The sequence below is a fragment of the Paraburkholderia caffeinilytica genome (assembly GCF_051027425.1).
GTDB lineage: Bacteria > Pseudomonadota > Gammaproteobacteria > Burkholderiales > Burkholderiaceae > Paraburkholderia > Paraburkholderia caffeinilytica_A.
Genome location: NZ_CP186552.1, coordinates 2,647,074 through 2,670,438, shown reverse-complemented (window position 1 = coordinate 2,670,438; position 23,365 = coordinate 2,647,074). Strand labels below are relative to the sequence as shown.

The window sequence follows — 23,365 nt, the reverse complement described above, 5'->3', positions numbered from 1 at the left end:
GCATCAGTTAGCATCTGCCAGGTTGTTGCTGGCAAAAGGCAGGGGCCGGGTGACCGGCCCCTGCCTTTTTTATTGCCCGTTCTCGATGCATCGAAGTATCGGTTTTTGATTTCCCTCCGCGCGCATTTACCCGATAATTCCTCTCCATGAACGCACCGTCCAAAGATCCCCAAATCGAGTCGCTGAAAGTCCCGCCGCATTCGATCGAAGCCGAGCAGTCGGTGCTGGGCGGCCTGCTGCTCGACAACGCGGCATGGGACCGCATCGCCGACTTCCTGTCGCAGAGCGATTTTTACCGATACGACCACCGCATCATCTTCGAGCACATCGGCAAGCTGATCGCGGCGACGCGTCCAGCCGACGTGATTACCGTCTATGAGGCGCTGGGCACCTCGGGCAAGGCGGAAGAAGTCGGCGGCCTCGCTTACCTGAATGCGCTGGCGCAGAACACGCCGAGCGCGGCCAATATTCGCCGTTACGCGGAAATCGTGCGCGATCGCGCGGTGTTGCGCCGTCTCGTCTCGGTGGCTGACGAAATCTCGGCGGACGCATTCAATCCGCAGGGCAAGGAAGTTCGCCAATTGCTGGACGAGGCGGAATCGAAGGTGTTTTCGATCGCGGAAGACGGCGCGCGTGGCACACAGGGCTTCCTGGAAATCGGGCCTCTCCTGACCGAGGTGGTCGAGCGGATCGATACGCTCTATCACACAGCCAATCCGAGCGACGTGACGGGCACACCGACTGGCTTCGTCGATCTGGATCGCATGACTTCGGGCATGCACGGCGGCGAGCTGATCATCGTGGCGGGACGCCCGTCGATGGGTAAGACGGCGTTTTCGATGAACGTCGGCGAATACGTGGCGGTGGAGTACGGCCTGCCGGTGGCGGTGTTCTCCATGGAAATGCCGGGCTCGCAGCTCACCATGCGTATGCTGGGTTCGGTCGGCCGGCTCGACCAGCATCGTATGCGGACCGGGCGCCTGACCGATGAGGATTGGCCGAAGCTCACGCACGCGGTGCAGAAAATGAGCGAGGCGCAGATTTTCATCGACGAAACCGGCGGTTTGAACCCGATGGAATTGCGCTCGCGCGCGCGCCGGCTGTCGCGCCAGTGCGGCAAGCTCGGGCTGATCATCATCGACTATTTGCAACTGATGAGCGGTTCGTCGTCGGGTGAAAACCGTGCGACTGAAATCTCGGAAATCTCGCGTTCGCTGAAGAGTCTCGCCAAGGAACTCGACGTACCCGTGATCGCGTTGTCCCAGCTCAACCGGGGGCTGGAACAGCGCCCGAACAAACGGCCGATCATGTCCGACTTGCGCGAATCCGGCGCTATCGAGCAGGACGCGGACGTCATTCTGTTCATTTATCGCGATGAGGTGTACAACCCGGACAGCCCGGACAAGGGCACGGCGGAGATTATCATCGGTAAACAGCGGAATGGTCCGATCGGTCCTGTTCGGCTCACGTTCCATGGTCAATTCACGAAATTCGATAATTTTGCCGGCGCGCAGAATTTCTACAGCGAGTAAAGAGGTAAGTGAAGCGCCTGTTGTAACGGTGCTTTCAAAAGTGCGGCATCGATCCCGGAACGGTACAATGTGGCGGTTTTATGTCAGCCATTATGTGACCAATTTTCGGGATCCCAATGTTCGGTCGTTTCATGCCCACCGAGGGCAAGTTCTTTGAAATTTTCAATGCGCACGCAACGTGCATCGTCTCGGCAAGCCGTGAACTCGAGCTGCTGATCGACAATCTTCAGGACGCCGAGACCCACAAACAAAACGTGCAGAAGGCCGAAAAGGCCGCTGACAAGCTCACGCACGAAGCCATCGACCTGCTGCACAAGACCTTCATCACGCCGCTCGACCGCGACGAGATCCACAAGCTGATCACCACGATGGACGACATCCTCGATCTGATGGAGGACGTTGCCACCGCTATCTCGCTGTACGACGTGCAGGCGGTGACCTCCGAAGCGAGCCAGTTGGCGCATATCTGCACGGCCACGTCAGAGCGCGTGCAGTTCGCCGTCAGCCTGCTGTCGGACATGAAGCAGGCGAGCCAGATCCTGAAGGCGTGCGAGGACATCGACCGTCTGGAGTCCGAAGCCGACCGCGTGCTGCGCTCGGCCATGTCGAAGCTTTTCCGCGAAGAAGACAACGTCAAGACGCTGATCAAGCTGAAGGCCATTTACGAACTGCTCGAAACGATCACCGACAAGTGTGAGGATGTGGCGAACATCATCGAAGGCATCGTGCTGGAAAACGCATAATGCAATCGATACAACTCGCTATCTGGGTCGTCGCCGGCCTGGTTGCCGTCGCGCTGATTTTCGACTTCATGAACGGCTTTCACGACGCGGCGAATTCGATCGCCACGGTCGTGTCGACCGGCGTGCTGAAGCCGCAGCAGGCCGTGGCCTTCGCGGCGGCGTTCAACGTTATCGCGTATTTCATTTTCCACCTGAAAGTGGCGCAGACGGTCGGCAAGGGCACGATCGATCCGAATATCGTCGACCACTACGTCATTTTCGGCGCGTTGGTCGGGGCGATCGGCTGGAACATCATCACGTGGCATTACGGTATTCCGTCGAGCTCGTCGCATGCGCTGATCGGCGGACTGGTGGGCGCGGCGCTCGCCAAGTCGGGCTGGGGGGCGCTCAATTTCGACGGTCTGATGAAGACAGTGGCGTTCATTTTCATCTCGCCGCTGCTCGGTTTCGTACTCGGCTCGTTCTTCATGCTGGCGGTGTCGTGGATCTATTTCCGCACGCCCCCGAGCAAGGTGGACCGGCGGTTCCGGCGTCTGCAGCTAATCTCGGCAGGCTTGTATAGTCTCGGCCACGGCGGCAACGACGCGCAGAAAACCATCGGCATTATCTGGATGCTGCTGATCGCGACAGGCTACGCTTCGTCGATCGCGGATGCGCCGCCGTTGTGGGTGATCGGTGGCTGCTATCTGTCGATGGGTATCGGCACGTTGTTCGGCGGCTGGCGGATTGTTCGCACGATGGGCCAGAAGATCACCAAACTGAAGCCGGTGGGTGGTTTTTGCGCTGAGGCAGGCGGGGCGATCACGTTGTTTACAGCGTCGTGGCTCGGTATTCCGGTGTCCACCACGCATACGATTACCGGCGCGATCGTCGGTGTCGGCGCGACGCAGAAATTGAGCGCGGTGCGTTGGGGGGTGGCCGGCAACATCGTCTGGGCGTGGATTCTGACGATCCCGGCTTCCGCGGCGCTTTCCGCGGCTGCCTGGTGGCTCGGCCACCGCTTCCTGTAAATGTTGCGCGGACGGCTTTTGCCGTCCGCGTGTTTTCAGGGTTCAATGTTCTGCTTCGGAGCCCGGAGCCCGGAGCCCGGAGCCCGCCCCCCGCCTCACAGCCCTAACGCAGTAAATAAAGCGCGTCGCTCAGATCAGCGGCGTGCTGCCTCCATCCATCGGGACGATTGCGCCCGTCACATAGCTCGCGCGGCGGCTCGCCAGAAACAGCGCGACATCAGCGATTTCCTCCGGTTTTGCATAGCGTCCGAGCGGCACTTTAGCCTGCCCGCGCGCCAACGCGTCCGCGCTTTCGATGCCTTGCTGCGATGCTTCCAGCTTGACCGCTTCCTCGATGCGTTCCGTCAGCGTCGAACCCGGATTGATCGCGTTGATGCGGATGCCGTAGCGCGCGTAGTAGTGAGCGAGGCCGACGGTGGCCAGCATTAGCGCAGCATTTGCGGCGCCCCCCGCGATATGGATATCGCTAGCGATCTTGCCACCCATGCCGATGATGTTGACGATTGTGCCGGGTGCGGCGCCGTCGCCGGTTTTCACGCGCTCGGCCATGCGCCGCAGTACTTCCTGCTGCGGGTAGATGTAGGGGAAATATTTGGCTTCCATGGTCGCGCGGAACGCGTCGGCGTCCAGCGTTTCCGGGTCATAGCGACGGGCTGCGCCGGCGCTGTTGATCAGCACATCGATGGGGCCGACGGCGGTGGTGACTTCCTCGACGATGTCCGCTGCGCTGTGCGGTTCATGCAGGTCGGCGCGAGTCCGATGCACGTGCAGACCCTCCTGCTTCAACTGTTCGTAAGCGCGCGCGAGATTGGCGGGGTCGCGTGAAACGATCGCCACTTTCGCTCCCTCCAGGGCAAACGCCCGGGCGCAGGCAAGCCCGATCCCTTTGCTGCCGCCCGTGATCAACACAATCTTGTCTTTCAGCCCGAGATCCATCGTCACCACCCGCTGTCAGAAGAATATCGATGACGATAGCAGATCGGCAGCACAGCGGGGATGGAGCGGGGCGGGGAGGCGGCCTTGTGACTAACCAGGATGGCGCGGGCCGAAGGTAACGAATCACGAGGGCCGAGGGTGACGAATCACGAGCCGCCAGCAACCGTCCACGACGGCAGCCATGATGGGCCACCGGCTCCCGCTGCAGTCCACGCCACGCCGTTAAAAGTTGCCGTTGGCGAAGCGTGCGATTGGATCGTCAGTGGTTTGCGTGGGGGCAGGGATGCCACGCGACGCCGTCGAGGCACGCATGATCTGCACGCCTCCATTCCCGTCGGTTTGGCGAGCTTGTTGAGCCTGGCGCGCGGCGACTGAAGCGGGTGGAGGCGGCTCGAACGCATCGGCAGCGGCATCGATCGGATCAGGGGCGCGAGCCGTAACCGTTGGCGGTTCAGTCCGCGCAGCCGCCGCCGGCTGATTGGCTGAGCCGGCAACAGCGTCATACGTGTTCGTCTGAGTGGCCGGCACGGACCCCGGAGACACCGCGCCTGCCGCGCGCGCTTGCATCTGCGCGGCGTTCATGCCGGGCGGCGGCGGTTCGAACGGATCAGCTTGCGGCGCTGCAGCCGCGGCTACCGTAGGTTGGCCGGTTGCGGTCAGAGGTGGACGAGTGGTTGCCGCAAGACGCGCCGTTTGCTGTGGCGCCACAGGGTTCGCGGTATAGCCTGACGCTTCTGCCGCAACAGGGACTCCCGTATAGCCTGACGCCTGCGGCGCAACAGAGGCGGCCGCATAGCCCGACGGCCGCGTCGCGGCAGAGTTCGCCGCGTAGCTCGAAGATTGCGCTGCCACTGCGGCGCCACCGTAGTTCGCCGCTGTCTGCGCTGTCTGCGCCGCCGGCGTGACGCGCTCGGACTGAGGCGCCGCAGCCTGATAGCTCGGTGTATCGAACGGTGCCGGTGTCGCGGCGGGCGCTGCCACCCGGCGAATACCGTCGAAGCGCTTGGCCCAATAGGGATTGGTCAGATAATCGAGCCGCACGGTGCCGCCCGTCGACGGTGCGTTGACGAAGCGCAGCTTGCCCACATAAATGCCGACGTGCGAATGCGCTCGTCCGGTGGTGTTGAAGAAAATCAGATCGCCCGGCGCGATCTCATCCGGTTCGATGGATTCGCCACGGCCGCTCATATCCGCGGTCGTCCGTGGCAGATTCACGGAAGCGGCGCGCGACACGACATAGCGAACCAATCCGCTGCAATCGAAGCCACTATCGGGCGTATTACCACCCCAACGGTATGGAATGCCGACCAAGCTCATCGCCTGGATTGAGATTTCCTCGCGGCCGATGCTGTGATCCACGAAGTTTGGAAAGCCCGGCGGCGGCGCATGATAAGCGCCGTTCGTGACCACGACCGATGAACCCGGCCCGCGCGACGTCTTTTGCGGCGCGCCGGCGCAAGCGGCGAGCAGCACAACGGTCAGCAGCGAAAGGGCCAGTCGGCGCATGAAGGCGAAGGGAGCGGGTAAACGCTCGTTTAATGGCGGACGATGTCCGGATGGTAGCCCGCCGAACCTGGCTCAAGCAAGAATTCTTGATAAATTACTTGAAGTTCGTGCGCTAAGTGTTGTCCACCGGAAACGCGTGTCCAATAAAAAAGCCGCGTCCGGAGTGACCCGGACGCGGCTTCTAGCCGAAGCTAAAGCATTGAAACTTAAAGGATCTCCGACGCGTAATCGGCAAGGCGCGAACGCTCGCCGCGCGCCAGCGTCACATGCCCGCTGTGCGCCCAGCCCTTGAAGCGATCCACCACGTACGTCAGACCCGAACTGCCTTCGGTCAGGTAAGGCGTATCGATCTGCGCGATATTGCCCAGACAGATGATCTTCGTGCCGGGACCCGCGCGCGTGACCAGCGTCTTCATCTGCTTCGGCGTCAGGTTTTGCGCCTCGTCGATGATCAGATACTTGTCCACGAACGTACGGCCGCGCATGAAGTTCATGCTCTTGACCTTCAGGCGCGAGCGGATCAGTTCCTGAGTCGCGGCGCGGCCCCATTCACCGGCTGCGTCGTCGGTTTTCTGCAGGACTTCGAGGTTGTCGTCGAATGCACCCATCCACGGCTGCATTTTTTCCTCTTCCGTACCCGGCAGAAAGCCGATGTCTTCACCGACCGGCACCGTGGCGCGCGTCACGATGATCTCGTTGTAGCGCTTGTCGTCGAGCACCTGCGCCAAGCCGGCCGCGAGCGCGACCAGTGTCTTGCCGGTACCGGCCTGACCCAGCAGCGTGACGAAGTCGATCTCCGGATTCATCAGCAGGTTCAGCGCGAAGTTCTGCTCGCGATTGCGCGCCGTGATGCCCCACACGTTGTTCTTGTGGTGGCCGTAGTCGCGCAAGGTTTGCAGCAGCGCCGTCTTGCCGTTCAACTCGCGCACCAGCGCATGAAACGTCGGCTCGCCGTTTTGCGGCTCCAGATAAACGAACTCGTTGACCAGCATCGAGGCGCACAGCGGTCCCGTCACGCGGTAATACGTGGTGCCGGTTTTGGTGTCCTGCCAGCTCTCCATGCCCTTCGCGTGCTTGGTCCAGAAATCCTGGGGCAGCGCGCGGATGCCGGAATACAGCAGATCGCTGTCTTCGAGCACCTGATCGTTGAAGTAATCCTCAGCGGGCAGGCCGAGCGCATGCGCCTTGATGCGCATGTTGATGTCTTTCGACACCAGCACGACCTGGCGATCCATCCGGTCGCGCTGCAGCGCCCGCACCACGCCGAGAATCTGGTTGTCGGCCTTGCCTTCCGGCAGACCTTCGACCGGCTCGATGGCGTTGAGCCTGGTCTGGAAGTACAGGCGCCCGGACGCCTCACGGCTGCCGAGGCGCGCCAGCGAAATGCCGTCCGAGATGTTACCGGCGTTCGCCACCAACGCGTCCAGCGTGCGGCTCACCTGCCGCGCGTTGCGCGCGACTTCGGACATGCCCTTCTTGTGGTTGTCGAGTTCTTCCAACGTCATCATGGGCAGATAGACGTCGTGTTCCTCGAAACGGAACAGGCAGCTTGGATCGTGCATCAGCACGTTCGTGTCGAGCACGAAAAGCTTCTGCATTTCGAGCGGATCGGTGGCCGCGCCGCGCTTCTTGCCGGTGCCGCGTGTGCTGGGTGCTGCGGCTGCGGGCGTGATGGCGGCCGGGTCTTTCGCGCTTGGCGCGCGCGCGACGACCGGCTGCGATTTGGCGGCGGGCGTAGAAACAACCGCGGGTTCGGCCTGAGGACGGGCAGCGGGAACCGGTTGCAGCAACGCGGCGGTTTGCTTCGATTTGCGACTGCGCGCTCCTGCGTCGCGCGCCGGTGCAGTTTGCTCGGCGGATGCAGACGCAACAGCGGAAGCCGACGAAGCCGGCACGGGCCGCAACGTGGTCGCGGCGTTGGCGGCGTGCGCCATCGGCGTGGCGACGTTCGCGCGACCGTAATCGGTCGACTCCGCGGAGTCCCCAACGACCGCCTGTTTCTTCGCGGCGGAGCGCGCCGGCGTGGCGGCTTTGGCCTTGTATTCGTCAGGAGGCAGGAGATTGCCGAGCTTGCTGGGGGGGGTAGGCAAAGGCATGGTTTCCCTCGAATTAATCGGGTCACATTTCGTGCGCCGCCTGTCGCATTCTGCCGGTGCCAATGAGTGCGCACGCAGTTTGCGCCCGGAGGCGCGCATTCGGTCTAGAGATGCCGGTTCGCCTGGTCTTCGATCGGCTCCTTAACGGAAGCGCGTAGCCGAGTGAACGAACGGCTGCGCGCAATTAAAAAAGCCGCCGCCCCGGCGTACGGGACAAGCGGCTCGCCTTCGGTTATCGCGTTGCGCCTCATGACTTCGACGGAACCGGGAAAACGGCCGTCAAGTCCGGCGCAGCGACGAAAAGTGTGGGGTGGACAGGCACTCATTGGAACCCAATATAACGCGCCTCACAGCGCTTGTACAGCCTCCAGAATGTCATCGACATGCCCTGGCACTTTCACGCCGCGCCACTCCTGGCGCAACACGCCTTCTGCGTCGATCAGGAACGTGGAGCGTTCGATCCCACGCACTTCTTTGCCATACATTTTCTTCAATTTCATGACGCCGAAGAGCGTGCACAAAGTTTCTTCCGGATCCGAGATCAGCGGAAACGGCAGTTCGAGCTTTGCCTTGAAGTTGTCATGAGAGCGCAGGCTGTCGCGCGACACGCCGAGAATTTCCGCGCCGGCTTTCCTGAACTTCGGATACAGATCGCGGAATTGCAGACCTTCGGTCGTGCATCCCGGCGTGTTGTCCTTCGGATAGAAATACAGCACCACCTTCTTGCCCCGCAGCTTGGACAGCGTGATCTCGCCGCCGGTAGCGGGGGCGGTAAAGTCGGGGATGGGTTGGTCGACTGCGATGGGCACGTGGTTCTCCGGTTGTTATGGCCGACGCCGCAGTACTTGCACGTGCAACTGCTGCGGCGTTGGCCTGGCATCGAGACTTTGGGGGAGATTGCCCGGCCGCGCGGTGTACGTTCTCGCGATGACCGGGTCGTCAGGACCGGCTGGAGTTTGGCCAGTCAGGGCTGGACAATCAACTCGCCGGAGCGGCCTGGAATTTCGCCCCACGTAACAGGGTACGATGGCAGCGTGCTGCGGTCCAGCGTGGCGTAGTAATCGCCCATGGTCGCGAAGGTATGACCTTGCGCGCGCCAGCCTTCCAGCAGCTGTTCGAAAATCGGCGCGAGCTTTTGTCCTTCGAGTTCCGCGTGCAGCGTGAACACCTGATCGTGCGGATTGTTCTCGGTGTGCTTCAACATCCATGCGGCGACGTTGTGCTCGTCGACCCCATCTACACCCAGCACTTCGTCGAGCGTGGGCAGCGTGGTGGGCATCTGCACGTGCGACAGTTGCCGGCCGTCGACCACCGGCAGATACGGCGAGTGGCCGCGCCCGTCGGACGCGTAGTGCATGCCCCATGCGTCGATCTGCTCGAACGCATGCCCGTTCATCTGCCAGCCTGCCGCGCCGTGCGTAACGGGCGGCGCGCCGAAGATCGCGACGAAGCGGTTGAAGCTCTTCTGCATCTGCTTTTCGGTCCACTCGCGGTCTTGCGAGCGCACGTTGTCCTGCCAGTACACGTGGTCCCACGTGTGGATGCCGCATTCGAAACCGGCTTCGTGAATCGCGCGCATTTCCGCGGCCGTCTTCACGCCGATATCCGGTCCCGGCAGCAGCACGCCGTACATCAATTGCCTGATGCCGTAATGCTCGACCACCGAGGTGCGCGACACCTTCTTCAGAAAGCCCGGCCGCAACACGCGGCGCATCGCCCAACCGGTGTGGTCGGGCCCGAGGCTGAAGAGGAAAGTGGCGCGCGCCTTGAAGCGGTCGAAGATGCGTGCGAGATTCGGCACGCCTTCGCGGGTGCCGCGCAGCGTGTCGACGTCGATCTTCAGAACGATACGAGCCAAGGATCAGGCCTTATTGTTGTTCGACGAGCGCGCGGGCTTCGGCGACGTGGCCACGATACGCTTCGAAAATCTTGCGCAGCGCTTCGTCGAAGGTCGACTTCGGCGCCCAGCCGAGATCCTGCATCGTGTTGTCGATCTTCGGCACGCGGTTCTGCACGTCCTGGTAGCCCGCACCGTAGTACGCGCCCGACGACGTTTCGACCAGTTGCACCTTCTTGGCGAGCTCGGCGTATTCCGGGAATTCGGCGGCCAGCGTCAGCATCTTGTGCGCGAGCTCGCGCACCGAGAAGTTGTTGGTCGGGTTGCCGATGTTGTAGATCTTGCCCGTGGCGACACCGTTCTTGTTCTCGATGATCTTCATCAGCGCGCCGATGCCGTCGTCGATATCCGTGAACGCGCGCTTTTGCGCGCCGCCGTCCACGAGGCTGATGTTCTCGCCGCGCACGATATGGCCAAGGAACTGCGTGACCACGCGCGAGCTGCCTTCCTTCGGCGTGTAGATCGAATCGAGGCCCGGGCCGATCCAGTTGAACGGACGGAACAGCGTGAAGTTCAGGCCTTCCATGCCGTAACCCCAGATCACGCGGTCCATCAACTGCTTGGAGCACGCGTAGATCCAGCGCGGCTTGTTGATCGGGCCGTACGACAGTTGCGATTCTTCAGGGTCGAACTGTTCGTCAGTGCACATGCCGTAGACCTCGGAGGTCGACGGGAACACGAGGTGCTTGCCGTACTTGACGGCCGAACGCACGATCGGCAGGTTCGCCTCGAAATCCAGCTCGAACACGCGCAGCGGCTGCTTCACATACGTGGCGGGCGTGGCGATCGCAACCAGCGGCAGGATCACATCGCACTTCTTGATGTGATACTCGACCCACTCCTTGTTGATCGTGATGTCGCCTTCAAAGAAGTGCATCCGCTCATGATTGACGAGGTCACCGAGACGTTCGGTCTGCATGTCCATCCCGAAGACTTCCCAATCGGTCGTTTCGAGAATGCGTTTGGACAGGTGATGGCCGATGAAGCCGTTCACACCCAGAATCAGGACTTTTTTCATGAGTAACGGGGAGTTTGGAGGGGAGTTTGGATGAGCTGGGCGAATTCGTCAGCGGTGACAACGGTTTCGTTGCCATCATGCTGATGCCGCAATTCGTGAATGGCGATCGCGCGACCGTCGCCGCATATCGCAAAAACGGCATTATCGCCTACGTGCAGGCCCGTCGGCAAATCCGAGCGAAGCGCGCCGGGCGCGGCCAGACGCGCACGGGCGACGATAAACCGCCGATCGCCGATATCGGTAAAAGCGCCGGGATAGGGCGGCGCGACCGCGCGGATCAGGTTGTAGACCTGCTGCGCGGGTTGCGTCCAGTCGATCCGGCCGTCTTCCGGCTTGCGCCCGCCGTAGTAGCTGCCGTGCGACAGGTCGTTCGGCAGATGCGGCGCTTCGCCCGCCAGCAAAGCCGGGAGCACGCGCCACAGGGTTTGCTCGGCGGCCACCGTGACCTTGTCGAACACTTGCGCGGCGGTGTCGTCGGGCAGGATCGGCACCGGCGTTTGCGCGATGATCGCGCCCGCATCGGGCTTCGCCGCCATTTCGTGCAGCGTGGCGCCGGTTTCGGTTTCGCCGTGGATCACCGCCCAGTTGGTCGGCACGCGGCCACGGTACTTCGGCAGGAGCGAGCCATGCATGTTGTAAGCGCCCCGTGCGGCGAGCGCCAGCAGGTCGACCGGCAACATATGGCGGTAGTAGAACGAGAAGATGAAGTCCGGCCGGGCGGCGCTGACCGCGGCGCGCAGTTCCGGGCTTTTCGGATCGGCCGGCGTGACGACAGGAATGCCGTGCTCGGCCGCAACCGAGGCGACGCTGCCGAACCAGATGTTTTCGCTCGGGTTGTCCTCGTGCGTGACGACTAGCGCCACGTCCACGCCGCGCGCGAGCAGCACCTGCAGGCAGCGCACGCCGACGTTGTGGTACGCGAATACGACGGCGCGCGGCTTCATGGATTCGGGCCCTGATCGGTCAGCGGCGCGGCTTGCACGGCCTGCACGACAGCCTGACGCGGCGCTTCGGTCACGGTCGTGCCGTCGCGCTGCTCGAGAATCGTCTGCACCAGATAACGCGGCCGCGCGCGCACCTGTTGATAGATCCGGCCGATGTATTCACCCAGCAGGCCCAACGCGAAAATGATCACGCCGAGCAGGAAGAAGGTGATAGCGAACAGCGTGAACACACCTTGCACTTCCGCGCCGATGATGAAGCGGCGAATCAGCAGCAGCACGAATAGCGCCGCGGAACCGAGCGACAGGATCACGCCGATGAACGACAGCCATTGCAGCGGCACGACGGAGAAGCCGGTGACCAGATCGAAATTCAGGCGGATCAGGCTGTAAAGCGAGTACTTCGATTCGCCGGCAAAACGCTCTTCGTGCGCGACTTCGATCTCGACCGGATTCTGCGCGAAGGTGTACGCCAGCGCCGGAATGAAGGTGTTGATCTCGCCGCAGCGGTTGATCGTGTCGATGATGTGCCGGCTGTACGCGCGCAGCATGCAGCCCTGGTCGGTCATCTTGATGCGGGTAATGCGCTCGCGCAGGCGGTTCATCGCGCGCGAGGCCTTGCGGCGCCACAGGCTGTCCTGGCGTTGCAGACGGATCGTGCCGACGTAGTCGTAGCCTTCACGCATCTTGTTGACCAGCTTGCCGATTTCTTCCGGCGGATTCTGCAGGTCGGCGTCGAGCGTGATGACGATTTCGCCGCGCGATTGCTCGAAGCCCGCCAGAATCGCCATGTGCTGGCCGTAGTTGCCGTTCAGCAGGATCACTCGGGTCGTGTCGGGCCGCGCGCGGAACTGGTCGGCAAGCAAGGCGGGGGATTTGTCGCGGCTGCCGTCGTTGATGAAGATCACTTCATAGCCGGTGCCGAGCGCGTCGAGCGCCGGGTAGAGGCGCGCGAACAGCGCGGCCAGCCCGGCTTCCTCGTTGTACACCGGGATGATGATCGACACTTCCGGTGCGACAGCGCGATGTTCCGAATAACTCATTTCCGCTTATTTTCCGTATTGTTCGCAAATTTCATTGACCGCGCGGCAGACCCGCTCCACGTCGCCTTCGTTCATCAGCGTGAACAGCGGCAGCGTGACGGTGGTGGCGCCGAAGCGCTCCGCGTGCGGAAACATCCCTTCCTTGAAGCCCTTCGCACGGTACAGCGAGAACAGGTGAATTGCAGGGTAGTGCACGCCTGAACCGATGCCGCGCTCTTTCAGTTCACCCATAAAGCCGGCGCGGTCGATCGACAGCTTTTCGAGCGGCAGCGTGATCTGGAACATGTGCCAGTTGCTGTTTTCGAAGTCGGCAAACGGCAGGCCGATGCCCAGTTTCACCGCCGCACCGCCTTCGAGACCTGCGAAATAGGCACGCACGAGCTTCTTGCGCTGCGCGAGGAAACGCTCCAGATGCGGCAACTGACCGAGGCCGACACGCGCGGCGACGTCCGTCAGATTGTATTTGCCGCCCAGCACGTCGCAGTCCATGCCGTCGAAGCCGGTGCGGGTAATGCCTTGCAGGCGATACTTTTGCGCGAGGATCGCTTCTTCCTCGTTGTTCAGCACCAGTGCGCCGCCTTCGATCGAGGTCAGATTCTTGTTCGCGTGGAAGCTGAACGAGACGATGTCGCCGAGCCTGCCGATCCGCTCGCCTTTCCATGTCGAACCGAACGCCTGCGCGGCGTCTTCGATCACACGCAGTTTGTGGGCGCGGGCGATTTCATACAACCGGTCCATGTTCACCGGCAGGCCCGACAGGTACACCGGAATAATCGCCTTGGTGCGCGGCGTGATGGCCTTTTCCAGCAGATCCAGGTCGATGTTGCGGGTCACCGGATCGATGTCGACGAACACCGGCGTCGCGCCGGTTTCATAGATCACGTTACTGGTCGACACCCACGAGGCGGGGGTGGTGATGACTTCGTCGCCTTCGCCCACGCCGGCGATGCGCAGGCCGATTTCGAGCGTCGCGGTGCCGGAATTGAACGTGCGCACGGGGCGGCCGCCGCAGAATTCGGACAGTGCAGCCTCGAACTTCTGGTTCTGCGGGCCGGTGGTGATCCAGCCGGAGCGCAGCACGTCGACGACGCCCTGAATCGTTTCTTCATCGATCTCAGGTTTGACAAACGGCAAAAACGGGACTGTTGACTGGCTCATGAATGCTTCGCTCGATTGAAAAGGGCGCAACCCGAAGGGCGCGAAGTAAAGCACAAATTACGCGCAAACCCAAGGCCACGACTAAAAAGGGCGGAACCGCCAAGCTTACCGCGGTCAACCTTACGTTTTACTTAGCCGGCAACAGCATCCGGCTTACTGAATCTTTTGCGGCCGGAATTTTCGTAGCGTTTGCACCCGCGCCGGCAATAAACGGTAATAAATCGTGCCCGGCACAGCGTGGCCGGGGGCATGGCAGCCTAGCTGCGCGCCAGGACGACGACGCCGATCAGGATGACGCCGATTCCAACCAGTTTCTGTACCGACATCACTTCGCCGAATAGATACCACGCCGCGAACGCGTTGACGACGTATCCGAGCGACAGCATCGGATAGGCGATCGATACGTCCACTCGCGAGAGTCCGATCACCCAGACGCCCACGCTGATCACATAGCAGGCCAGCCCGCCGATGATCGGCGGCTGGGTTGCAAGACGAAAGGCGATGGGCAGGATGTTCGCACGGGTGAATTCGAAGTGTCCAACGGCATTCGTTCCGGCTTTGAGCAGCAACTGCGCGCCGGCGTTCAACGTGACGCCCGCGAGGATACAAAAGAGGGAAATCGGATTCATCGAACGGTCAGTTCCTGAGATGGGGTCATTGTTGTGGTTTTTCTACTGGCGCGGGTGCACTTTGCGCCGCGGCGCCGGATGCGGATGCGGGCGCCGCCACGGGCTTCATCACGACGACCCGGCGTGGGTCGCGTGCGACCACCTGCATCGGCAGTCCTTCTTTGAGCAGTCTGTCGTACGTTGCCGGCGGGATCAACGCGAGCGCATAGCGGTCGGCCTTCCAGCGCTCGATCCACGCATCGACCGACGGCACCCATTTCTGCGGTTCGACGGAAACGCCGAACGCCAGTTCGTCGGGATGTTCGACCATGATCATCGTATGGTCGACGTAGAACGGCAATGTGTGGTCGAGCACGCCGACCGAGTAGAACGGCGTATCGGCCGGCAACTTTGCGATCTCGGCCTTGATGGCGGGCGCGAGCGGCGCACCGGAGCTCAGGCGGCCGAACACGTCGTGCCCCGTGCCGGCAATCGTGCCGAGCAGCAGCCACGCCGCGCCAAAGCTCGCGACGGCGCCAAGGGTGCCGGCGCGGCTGCGGCGGTTCAGCCACAGCGCGGCCAGCGTCAGCGCGAAAGCGACGCCGAGTGCCGCCAGTACCCAAGTGCGGTATTCGACGTACAGCTCGGTGGGATTGCGTGCGTTGCCGAAACGCGACATGAACAGCGCGGCAAACGCGGCCACGACGAGAAACAGCGCGTAGCCGGCCAGATGGCGGCGCAGTTGATCACGCGTGAGGAGCGGCAGGTACATGCCGATCAGGAGCGCGATAGGCGGCGCGATCGGCAGCGTGTAGGAGAGCAGCTTCGAGTGCGATGCGCTGAAGAACAGGAAGATGAACGCGGTCCACACCAGCATCAGCGTGACCGGCGCGAAGCCGTTCGGCTGGCGCGGCAGGCGCCACGCGTGACGCACGCTCTGGAAGGTCACCGACAACCACGGCAGGAAGCCGACCAGCAGCACCGGCACGAAGTAGTAGAACGGCCCCGGGCGGTTCTGTTCAGGTGTCAGGTAGCGCTTGAACTGTTGAACGATGAAGAAGAAGTTCAGGAATTCCGGGTTGCGCTGCTGGACCAGCACGAACCATGGCGTCACGATCACGAAGAACACGACCAGGCCGCCGATCAGGTGCAGACGCTTCCATACGGCCCAGTCGCGTGCGGCCAGGGTGTACAGCACCAGCACCGCACCCGGCAGGATCAGGCCGACGAGGCCCTTGGAGAGCACCGCGAGCGCCATCGCGCCCCAGCATATCCACATCCATGCCCGCACGTTGGCGGTCGGCAGGTTGGGGCGCTGCGCCAGCAGCAGCGCGCAGAGCGTCAGCTCCATCCAGAACGACAGGCCCATGTCGAGCGTGTTGAAGTGGCCCATCAGGTTCCAGTAGGGCGACGTGGCCAGCACGATCGCGGCGAATACGCCGGTCGCCGCATTGAACACGCGCGCGCCGGTGAAGCCGATCAGCAGCACGCCGGCAAAGCCCGTCAGCGCGGTGTAGAGCCGCGCCTGCCATTCGCCGATACCGAACCATGCGAACGTGAGTGCGTTCGCCCAGGTTTGCAGCGGCGGCTTCTCGAAGTACTTGTAGCCGTTGTAGCGCGGCGTGATCCAGTCGCCGGTGACGAACATCTCGCGCGCCATTTCGGCGTAGCGGCCTTCGTCGCTCGGCAGCAGGTGGCGCCAGCCGAGCGGCACGAACCAGATCAGGGCAAGGGCCAGCACCAGCAGCAGGATCGTGGTGCGATTGAGCGGTAGCCTGGTCGGCGTATCGTTCATGGATTTCAACCTTGTTGGCGACGCCGCGGAGGCGGCGAGGCGGTGTTATTTGAAAATGGCGATCGCCAGCATGGCGCCAATGGCGCGCAGTGTACGTGATCGGCCGCGACGCGGCCATGGGTGGGGCCGCTCCGGCGGCCACGCATTCCATGGCTGCCGTGCGTGGCGGCCTGCGCCAGCACGCCAGGCAAACGCCGGCCTGGCGGCGCTCGCCCGGCGCCTTTACGCTTCGATCAGCAACGCGGCCGCGACCTTGCGGCCCTCGGCCATCAGAATGTTGTAGGTGCGGCAGGCGGCCTTGAAGTCCATCGTTTCGACGCCGATGCGTTTGGCGGTGAGCGCGGCGGTCAGGCGCGGATGCGGAAAGCGCAACCGTTCGCCGCTGCCGAACACGACGACTTCGGGCTCGGCGTCCACCAGCATGGCGAAGTGCTCGGCGCTCAGGTCGTCGAAAGAGGAGACGGGCCAAGGGATGACGGGCGCTTCCGGCAGCACGAGAATGCTGCCCGAATGGCGCACCAGATTGATTTCGACGTAGTCGGCGCCGTAGCCGGTGACGGTGTTGAGGGCGCCGCTGGAATCCTGATGTAATTTCAAATTCGTTTTCCGAAGTCGTCGTGAGACATCATGCGTGTTGGCGGCCTGACCGGGCAGAACGGGAGCAGGGCGATTTGACGCGAGTGGAACACGCGAGTGGCACAGCGAGTGACACAGAAGCGGCCGAAAAGGCTTGCCGTTGCGGTTGGTGCATTGCGGAAGTCGGCCAAAATCCGCTAAATTATAACTTTTTAGCCGCCTTGCGGCGCCCCTCGCTCAAGTGCCGCCTCATGTGCTGTCATAAGCCGCCCTGAGGGCACGGGCGCGGCCCACCGGCTACCTGCCTTGGTTTTGCCCGCATTTCGTCTGCTTTTGATCTGATTTTCGACGGTTTTTTGCCCGCTTTTGGCCTGCTTTGTCTGTTTCTGCCCGTTTGGCTGCTGCACCGGCGCAATCCGCCGGACGCGCGCCTGACCGGCCAGGAAAGTCGGCCCAACCCGTGTCTGGCGGCCCGATCTGTGTCTGGCGACCGTGCCGCGTCATAATTCCCCGTATCGGCGGACGTATCCGGGCCGGCGTTTTTTCGCCCCCGCTTGTTCGCCCAAGCCCAACAACAGGATGAAGTGCCCGCCGTGAAACCGATTCTCAAATCCAACAAGTTGTTGAATGTCTGCTACGACATTCGCGGGCCCGTCCTCGAACATGCCAAGCGGCTCGAAGAAGAGGGCCACCGCATCATCAAGCTGAACATCGGCAATCTCGCGCCGTTCGGCTTCGACGCGCCGGATGAAATCATCCAGGACATGATCCTGAATCTGCCGGGCTCGTCGGGCTACTCGGATTCCAAGGGCGTGTTCGCCGCGCGCAAGGCGATCATGCATTACACGCAGCAAAAGGGCGTGCACGGCGTCGAACTGGACGACATCTACATCGGCAACGGCGCCTCCGAGCTGATCGTGATGGCGCTGCAAGGCCTGCTGAACGACGGCGACGAAGTGCTGCTGCCCGCGCCGGACTACCCGCTGTGGACCGCCGGCGTGAGCCTGTCGGGCGGCACGCCGGTGCACTACATCTGCGACGAGTCGAACAGCTGGATGCCGGATCTCGACGACATCCGCGCGAAAATCACGCCGAATACGCGTGCGCTCGTTGTCATCAATCCGAACAACCCCACCGGCGCGCTGTACTCGGACGAACTGCTGCTCGGCCTGATCGAGATCGCCCGCCAGCACGGCCTCGTGATCTTCGCCGACGAGGTCTACGACAAGATCGTCTATGACGGCAAGAAGCACACGTCGATGGCCGCGCTCTCGGAAGACGTGCTCACCGTCACGTTCAACAGTCTCTCGAAGAGCTACCGCTCGTGCGGCTACCGCGCCGGCTGGATGTTCATTTCGGGCCTGACCGGCGAGAACCGCCGCAATGGCAAAGACTACTTCGAAGGGCTCGGCATTCTGGCCTCGATGCGCCTGTGCCCGAACGTGCCCGGCCAGTACGCGATCCAGACCGCGCTCGGCGGCTACCAGAGCATCAACGATCTGATCGTGCCGAGCGGGCGCCTGTACAAACAGCGCGAACTCGCGTATGACATGCTGACGGCCATCCCCGGCGTGAGTTGCGTGAAGCCCGAGGCGGCGCTGTATATGTTCCCGCGCCTCGATCCGAAGATTTATCCGATCCAGGACGACCAGCAGTTCATCCTCGACCTCCTGCTGGAAGAGCGCGTGCTGCTGGTTCAAGGCACCGGTTTCAACTGGAAGACGCCGGATCACTTCCGCGTCGTGTTCCTGCCGAACGTGGACGACCTCGCGGATTCGATCAACCGGATCGCGCGTTTCCTCGACGGTTACCGCAAACGCCACACGGCTTGAGATGGACGGCGCGCCCGGCGCGCGCAGCTGCCAGCCCCAGTTTCCTCAGTTTCCTTTTAATCCCTTACTCGAAAACACACGCTGCATGGAACCGATCAAAGTTGGACTGCTGGGCTTCGGCACGGTAGGCAGCGGCACCTTCACGGTACTGCGCCGCAATCAGGAAGAAATCAAACGCCGCGCGGGCCGCGGCATCGAGATTGCGCGCATTGCCGTGCGCAATCCCGCCAAGGCGACCGCGGCGCTCGGCAGTGAAGCCGGCACCGTGGCGCTGACCGATGACTTCAATGCGGTGGTCGACGATCCGTCGATCGATATCGTGGCGGAAATGATCGGCGGCACGGGCGTGGCGCGCGACCTCGTGCTGCGCGCGATCAAGAATCGCAAGCATGTGGTCACCGCCAACAAGGCGCTGCTCGCCGTGCACGGCACGGAGATTTTCGAAGCGGCGCGCGCCAACGGCGTGATGGTGTCGTTCGAAGCGGCCGTGGCCGGCGGCATTCCGATCATCAAGGCATTGCGCGAAGGGCTCACGGCCAATCGCATCCAGTACATCGCCGGCATTATCAACGGCACGACGAATTACATCCTCTCGGAGATGCGCGACCGCGGGCTCGATTTCGCGACCGCGTTGAAGGCCGCGCAGGAACTGGGTTACGCCGAAGCCGATCCGACCTTCGACATCGAAGGCGTCGACGCTGCCCACAAGGCGACGATCATGAGCGCGATCGCGTTTGGCGTGCCGGTGCAATTCGACAAGGCGTACGTCGAAGGCATCAGCAAGCTGGCGGCAATCGACATCAAATATGCTGAAGAACTCGGCTACCGCATCAAGCTGCTCGGCATCTCGCGCCGTACGGACAAGGGCATCGAATTGCGCGTGCATCCCACACTGATTCCGGAAAAACGCCTGCTGGCGAACGTGGAAGGCGCGATGAACGCGGTCGTCGTGCACGGCGACGCGGTGGGCTCCACGCTGTACTACGGCAAGGGCGCGGGCGCGGAGCCGACGGCATCCGCCGTGGTGGCCGATCTGGTCGACGTGACGCGTCTGCATACGGCGGACCCGGAGCATCGCGTGCCGCATCTGGCGTTCCAGCCGGACCGCCTGTCGAGCACGCCGATCCTGCCGATCGACGAAGTGACGAGCGGCTACTACCTGCGCCTGCGCGTGGCTGACGTGACGGGCGTACTGGCCGACATCACGCGCATTCTGGCGGATACGGGTATCTCGATCGACGCGCTGCTGCAGAAGGAATCGGAGCAGGTCGACGCGAACGGCAAGGGCGAAACCGACATCATCCTGATTACGCACGAAACGGTTGAAAAGCACGTCAACGCCGCGATCAAAACGATCGAAGCGCTGAAGACCGTTGTCTCGCAAGTCACGAAGCTGCGCATGGAAGCGCTGAACTAGGCCGAACTATGAACTACCTCTCTACGCGCGGCGCCGGAGCCGGCGAGCGCCATACGTTTTCCGACATTCTGCTGGGCGGTCTCGCGAAAGATGGCGGCCTGTACCTGCCAGCCGAATATCCACGCGTCACGGCTGACGAACTGACGCGCTGGCGCACGCTGCCGTACGCGGACCTCGCGTTCGAAATCCTGTCGAAATTCAGCGACGACATCCCCGCCGAAGACCTGCGCGCACTGACACGCAAGACCTACACGGCCGAGACTTACTGCCACGTGCGCGACGACGAAAGCGCCGCGCAGATCACGCCGTTGAAGACGCTGGGTATCGAGAACGGTGCACCGCTGTCGCTGCTGGAACTGTCGAACGGTCCGACGCTCGCGTTCAAGGACATGGCGATGCAGCTGATCGGCAACCTGTTCGAGTACGCGCTGGCCAGACACGGCGAGACGCTGAACATCCTGGGCGCAACGTCCGGCGACACCGGCAGCGCAGCGGAATACGCGATGCGCGGCAAGAAGGGCATCAGCGTGTTCATGCTCTCGCCACACAAGAAGATGAGCGCGTTCCAGACTGCGCAGATGTACAGCCTGCAGGACCCGAATATTTTCAACATCGCGGTCGAGGGTGTATTCGACGACGCCCAGGACATCGTGAAGGCGGTCTCGAACGACCACGCGTTCAAGGCGAAGTACAAGATCGGCACGGTCAACTCGATCAACTGGGCGCGGGTCGTCGCGCAGGTCGTGTACTACTTCAAGGGCTACTTTGCCGCGACGAAGTCGAACGACGAGCGCGTGTCGTTCACGGTACCGTCGGGCAATTTCGGCAATGTATGCGCGGGCCACATCGCGCGCATGATGGGTTTGCCGATCGAGAAGCTGGTGGTCGCCACGAACGAAAACGACGTGCTGGACGAGTTTTTCCGCACCGGTATTTACCGTGTGCGCAAGGCCGCCGAGACGTACCACACGAGCAGCCCGAGCATGGACATTTCGAAGGCATCGAACTTCGAGCGTTTCGTGTTCGACCTGCTGGGCCGCGACCCTGCGCGCGTGCTGCAACTATTCCGCGACGTCGAGGAGAAGGGCGGTTTCGACCTCGCCGCGAGCGGCGATTTTGCGCGCGTACAGGAATTCGGTTTCGTGTCTGGCCGCAGCAGCCACGAGGACCGCGTGGAAGCGATCCGTGATGTGTTCGAGCGTTACGACACGATGATCGACACGCACACCGCGGACGGCCTGAAGGTGGCACGTGAGCATTTGCAGCCGGGCATCCCGATGATCGTGCTGGAGACGGCGCAGCCGATCAAGTTCGGCGAGACGATCCGCGAAGCGCTGCAGCGCGAACCGGAGCGCCCCGCCGCGTTCTCGGGCCTGGAGTCGCTACCGCAGCGCTTCGAGGTATTGCCAGCAGACGTCCAGCGTGTAAAGGATTTCATCGTCACAAACACGGGCGAGTAACACCGCCGTACGAGCGCGACGATGTCGCGCTCGTACGACAGACAAAGTCACAACGAAGCCCGATTTCAAGAAGCACGCTACGGCGCGCGCAGCGCCGCCGGAAGAATGACAGCCTTGTCACCAGGGCTGAATGTGCGAGAACACAGATTCCAGATGCACCACTACCGCGACTGTGCGGGGGACCCGCTTATAAGCTGGCGGTGTGAGCCGCTTTCTTTGCTTATCTTTCTTTGCGGCGGCAAAGAAAGTAAGTGCCGCCCCGCACAGGGGCGAACGCTAATAGACCAATAACAAAACAAGAAAAGGCCAACCAACCCCCAAAAAATCCAGATCAAAAAAAGGCCACCACCACAAAGCCAACAGACAAAAAACCGCCAAACAGGCAAACACCCCAAAATCCCCACCCCCGCAGGCGCGCAAAAAACCACCCCCCGCCAAAGGCAAAAAAATCCACACCATAACCCATCACCACAACCACCCCTCACAATCGACCGCTACAATATTCCTTTAACCCCGCGGCTTCGAGACCAAAAGATGTCCACCCCAACGCCCCGCGCTCCCATGCTCTCCACTGCCGAAGCGTTGGCAACCCTGCTCAGCGCAGCGAGCCCAATCACTGGTACAGAATCGATCCCCACGCTAGACGCGCTCAACCGCGTACTATCGGCAGACGTCATATCGCCGCTCGACGTCCCCCCAATGAACACCAGTGCAATGGACGGCTACGCGATCCGCACCGCGGACCTGGCAGCGAACGGCAACCGCCGCTTGCCGGTCTCCCAGCGCATTCCAGCCGGCCACGCACCCGAGCCGTTAAAGCCGGGCACGGCTGCCCGCATCTTCACGGGCGCTACCGTGCCGCCAGGCGCGAACGCAATCGTCATGCAGGAGCAAACCGAGGCCGCCGGCAACGAAGTCACGATTCTCCACAGCCCGGCACCCGGCGAATGGATCACGGCCCAGGGCGCGGACATCCGCAGCGGCTCGATCATTCTCCCGGCGGGCACGCGCCTGACGCCACAGGCATTGGGGCTCGCCGCTTCGGTCGGCTGCGCTGAACTCGAGGTGTATCGTCGCGTAAAAGTCGCCGTGTTCTTCACGGGCGATGAACTGACCATGCCCGGCGAGCCATTGAAACCCGGCGCGATCTACAACTCCAATCGTTTCACGCTGCGTGGGCTACTGGAAAAGCTAGGCTGTGAGGTCACCGACTACGGCATCGTCCCCGATAAACTCGACGCTACCCGCGCCACGCTGCGCGAAGCCGCGCAGGCGCACGATCTGATTCTCACCTGCGGTGGCGTCTCGGTAGGCGAGGAAGATCACGTCAAGCCGGCAGTCGAGGCCGAAGGGCGCCTGTCGATGTGGCAGATCGCGATGAAACCCGGCAAGCCGCTCGCGTTCGGTGCGGTCCGCCGTGCCGCGCAGCAGGCCGGTGTGGCGACGTCGGCCGAAACTTTCTTCATCGGCTTGCCGGGCAATCCGGTTTCCAGCTTCGCCACCTTTTTGTTGTTCGTTCGCCCGTTCGTCCTGCTTCTGGCCGGCATGCGGACGGTGGCGCCGCGCGCGCTGTCGCTGCGTGCCGATTTCACGCAGAACAAGGCCGACCGCCGCAACGAATTTCTGCGTGCGCGCATCAATCCTGCCGGCGGCCTCGATCTGTTTCCGAATCAGAGTTCGGCCGTGCTGACGTCGACCGTGTGGGGCGATGGCCTGATCGACAATCCGCCGAACCATGCGATCAGCGTCGGCGAAACCGTGCGTTTCATTCCCTTTTCCGAATTGCTGAACTGAGGC

At 62.4% G+C, this 23,365-nt stretch carries 20 protein-coding genes; 7 read left to right on the top strand and 13 right to left on the bottom strand.

The window, feature by feature from the left end; all coding sequences use genetic code 11:
* Window positions 1-146 precede the first annotated feature (146 nt).
* The 3 genes from ACOSV0_RS11670 to ACOSV0_RS11660 all read left to right on the top strand — a co-directional run bounded on the left by ACOSV0_RS11670 (window position 147) and on the right by ACOSV0_RS11660 (window position 3,285).
* On the top strand, window positions 147-1,532 hold the full coding sequence (locus ACOSV0_RS11670; RefSeq protein WP_063495982.1) for a replicative DNA helicase: 1,386 nt from the start codon (window positions 147-149) through the stop codon (window positions 1,530-1,532).
* 116 nt (window positions 1,533-1,648) lie between these two features.
* On the top strand, window positions 1,649-2,275 hold the full coding sequence (locus tag ACOSV0_RS11665; protein ID WP_028196679.1) for a DUF47 domain-containing protein: 627 nt from the start codon (window positions 1,649-1,651) through the stop codon (window positions 2,273-2,275).
* Window positions 2,275-3,285, top strand: coding sequence for an inorganic phosphate transporter (locus ACOSV0_RS11660; RefSeq protein WP_434106349.1), 1,011 nt, complete (start codon window positions 2,275-2,277; stop codon window positions 3,283-3,285). Before ACOSV0_RS11665 ends, ACOSV0_RS11660 begins: the two co-directional genes overlap by 1 nt.
* A 129-nt stretch (window positions 3,286-3,414) precedes the next feature.
* On the opposite strand, the gene ACOSV0_RS11655 is transcribed toward ACOSV0_RS11660, so the two are convergent.
* From ACOSV0_RS11655 to ACOSV0_RS11600, 12 genes are all read right to left on the bottom strand, one after another.
* Complete coding sequence (locus ACOSV0_RS11655) at window positions 3,415-4,221, bottom strand: SDR family oxidoreductase (protein ID WP_434106348.1); 807 nt, start codon at window positions 4,219-4,221, stop codon at window positions 3,415-3,417.
* Between the two features lie 222 nt (window positions 4,222-4,443).
* Complete coding sequence (locus ACOSV0_RS11650; RefSeq protein ID WP_434106347.1) at window positions 4,444-5,727, bottom strand: NlpC/P60 family protein; 1,284 nt, start codon at window positions 5,725-5,727, stop codon at window positions 4,444-4,446.
* 206 nt (window positions 5,728-5,933) lie between these two features.
* A complete protein-coding gene (locus tag ACOSV0_RS11645) occupies window positions 5,934-7,823 on the bottom strand; it encodes a PhoH family protein (protein WP_434106346.1) in 1,890 nt (629 codons plus the stop codon).
* A 347-nt stretch (window positions 7,824-8,170) separates the two neighbouring features.
* On the bottom strand, window positions 8,171-8,632 hold the full coding sequence (locus ACOSV0_RS11640) for a peroxiredoxin (protein ID WP_408193646.1): 462 nt from the start codon (window positions 8,630-8,632) through the stop codon (window positions 8,171-8,173).
* 155 nt (window positions 8,633-8,787) lie between these two features.
* The gene (locus tag ACOSV0_RS11635) at window positions 8,788-9,681 is read right to left on the bottom strand and encodes a polysaccharide deacetylase family protein (RefSeq protein ID WP_434106345.1); all 894 of its coding nucleotides are present in this window, start codon (window positions 9,679-9,681) and stop codon (window positions 8,788-8,790) included.
* A 10-nt stretch (window positions 9,682-9,691) separates the two neighbouring features.
* The gene (locus tag ACOSV0_RS11630; RefSeq protein WP_434106344.1) at window positions 9,692-10,738 is read right to left on the bottom strand and encodes a bifunctional UDP-4-keto-pentose/UDP-xylose synthase; all 1,047 of its coding nucleotides are present in this window, start codon (window positions 10,736-10,738) and stop codon (window positions 9,692-9,694) included.
* The gene (locus ACOSV0_RS11625) at window positions 10,735-11,682 is read right to left on the bottom strand and encodes a formyltransferase (protein ID WP_434106343.1); all 948 of its coding nucleotides are present in this window, start codon (window positions 11,680-11,682) and stop codon (window positions 10,735-10,737) included. The genes ACOSV0_RS11630 and ACOSV0_RS11625 overlap by 4 nt, the downstream gene beginning before the upstream one ends.
* Entirely contained in the window at window positions 11,679-12,722 is a 1,044-nt protein-coding gene (locus ACOSV0_RS11620; RefSeq protein WP_434106342.1) for a glycosyltransferase, read from the bottom strand. Before ACOSV0_RS11620 ends, ACOSV0_RS11625 begins: the two co-directional genes overlap by 4 nt.
* 6 nt (window positions 12,723-12,728) lie before the next feature.
* Complete coding sequence (locus ACOSV0_RS11615) at window positions 12,729-13,880, bottom strand: DegT/DnrJ/EryC1/StrS family aminotransferase (protein ID WP_434106341.1); 1,152 nt, start codon at window positions 13,878-13,880, stop codon at window positions 12,729-12,731.
* A gap of 257 nt (window positions 13,881-14,137) precedes the next feature.
* Complete coding sequence (locus ACOSV0_RS11610; RefSeq protein WP_054034531.1) at window positions 14,138-14,509, bottom strand: SMR family transporter; 372 nt, start codon at window positions 14,507-14,509, stop codon at window positions 14,138-14,140.
* Between the two features lie 25 nt (window positions 14,510-14,534).
* Window positions 14,535-16,283, bottom strand: a complete 1,749-nt coding sequence (locus ACOSV0_RS11605; protein ID WP_434106340.1) for a glycosyltransferase family 39 protein — start codon at window positions 16,281-16,283, stop codon at window positions 14,535-14,537.
* 222 nt (window positions 16,284-16,505) lie between these two features.
* Window positions 16,506-16,880 (bottom strand): Mth938-like domain-containing protein, encoded by a 375-nt coding sequence (locus ACOSV0_RS11600; protein WP_434106339.1) that lies wholly within the window; start codon window positions 16,878-16,880, stop codon window positions 16,506-16,508.
* A gap of 563 nt (window positions 16,881-17,443) precedes the next feature.
* Here ACOSV0_RS11600 and ACOSV0_RS11595 point away from each other — a divergent pair.
* The 3 genes from ACOSV0_RS11595 (at window position 17,444) to thrC (ending at window position 21,568) form a co-directional block, all read left to right on the top strand.
* On the top strand, window positions 17,444-18,691 hold the full coding sequence (locus ACOSV0_RS11595) for a pyridoxal phosphate-dependent aminotransferase (RefSeq protein WP_280519153.1): 1,248 nt from the start codon (window positions 17,444-17,446) through the stop codon (window positions 18,689-18,691).
* An 85-nt stretch (window positions 18,692-18,776) separates the two neighbouring features.
* On the top strand, window positions 18,777-20,108 hold the full coding sequence (locus ACOSV0_RS11590) for a homoserine dehydrogenase (RefSeq protein ID WP_434106338.1): 1,332 nt from the start codon (window positions 18,777-18,779) through the stop codon (window positions 20,106-20,108).
* An 8-nt stretch (window positions 20,109-20,116) separates the two neighbouring features.
* Window positions 20,117-21,568, top strand: coding sequence for a threonine synthase (gene thrC, locus ACOSV0_RS11585; RefSeq protein WP_434106337.1), 1,452 nt, complete (start codon window positions 20,117-20,119; stop codon window positions 21,566-21,568).
* 331 nt (window positions 21,569-21,899) lie between these two features.
* Here thrC and ACOSV0_RS11580 read toward each other — a convergent pair whose 3' ends face one another.
* Window positions 21,900-22,040 (bottom strand): hypothetical protein, encoded by a 141-nt coding sequence (locus ACOSV0_RS11580; RefSeq protein ID WP_434106336.1) that lies wholly within the window; start codon window positions 22,038-22,040, stop codon window positions 21,900-21,902.
* Between the two features lie 89 nt (window positions 22,041-22,129).
* On the opposite strand from ACOSV0_RS11580, the gene ACOSV0_RS11575 reads away from it, so the two are divergent.
* The gene (locus ACOSV0_RS11575; protein WP_434110251.1) at window positions 22,130-23,362 is read left to right on the top strand and encodes a molybdopterin molybdotransferase MoeA; all 1,233 of its coding nucleotides are present in this window, start codon (window positions 22,130-22,132) and stop codon (window positions 23,360-23,362) included.
* Window positions 23,363-23,365 lie beyond the last annotated feature (3 nt).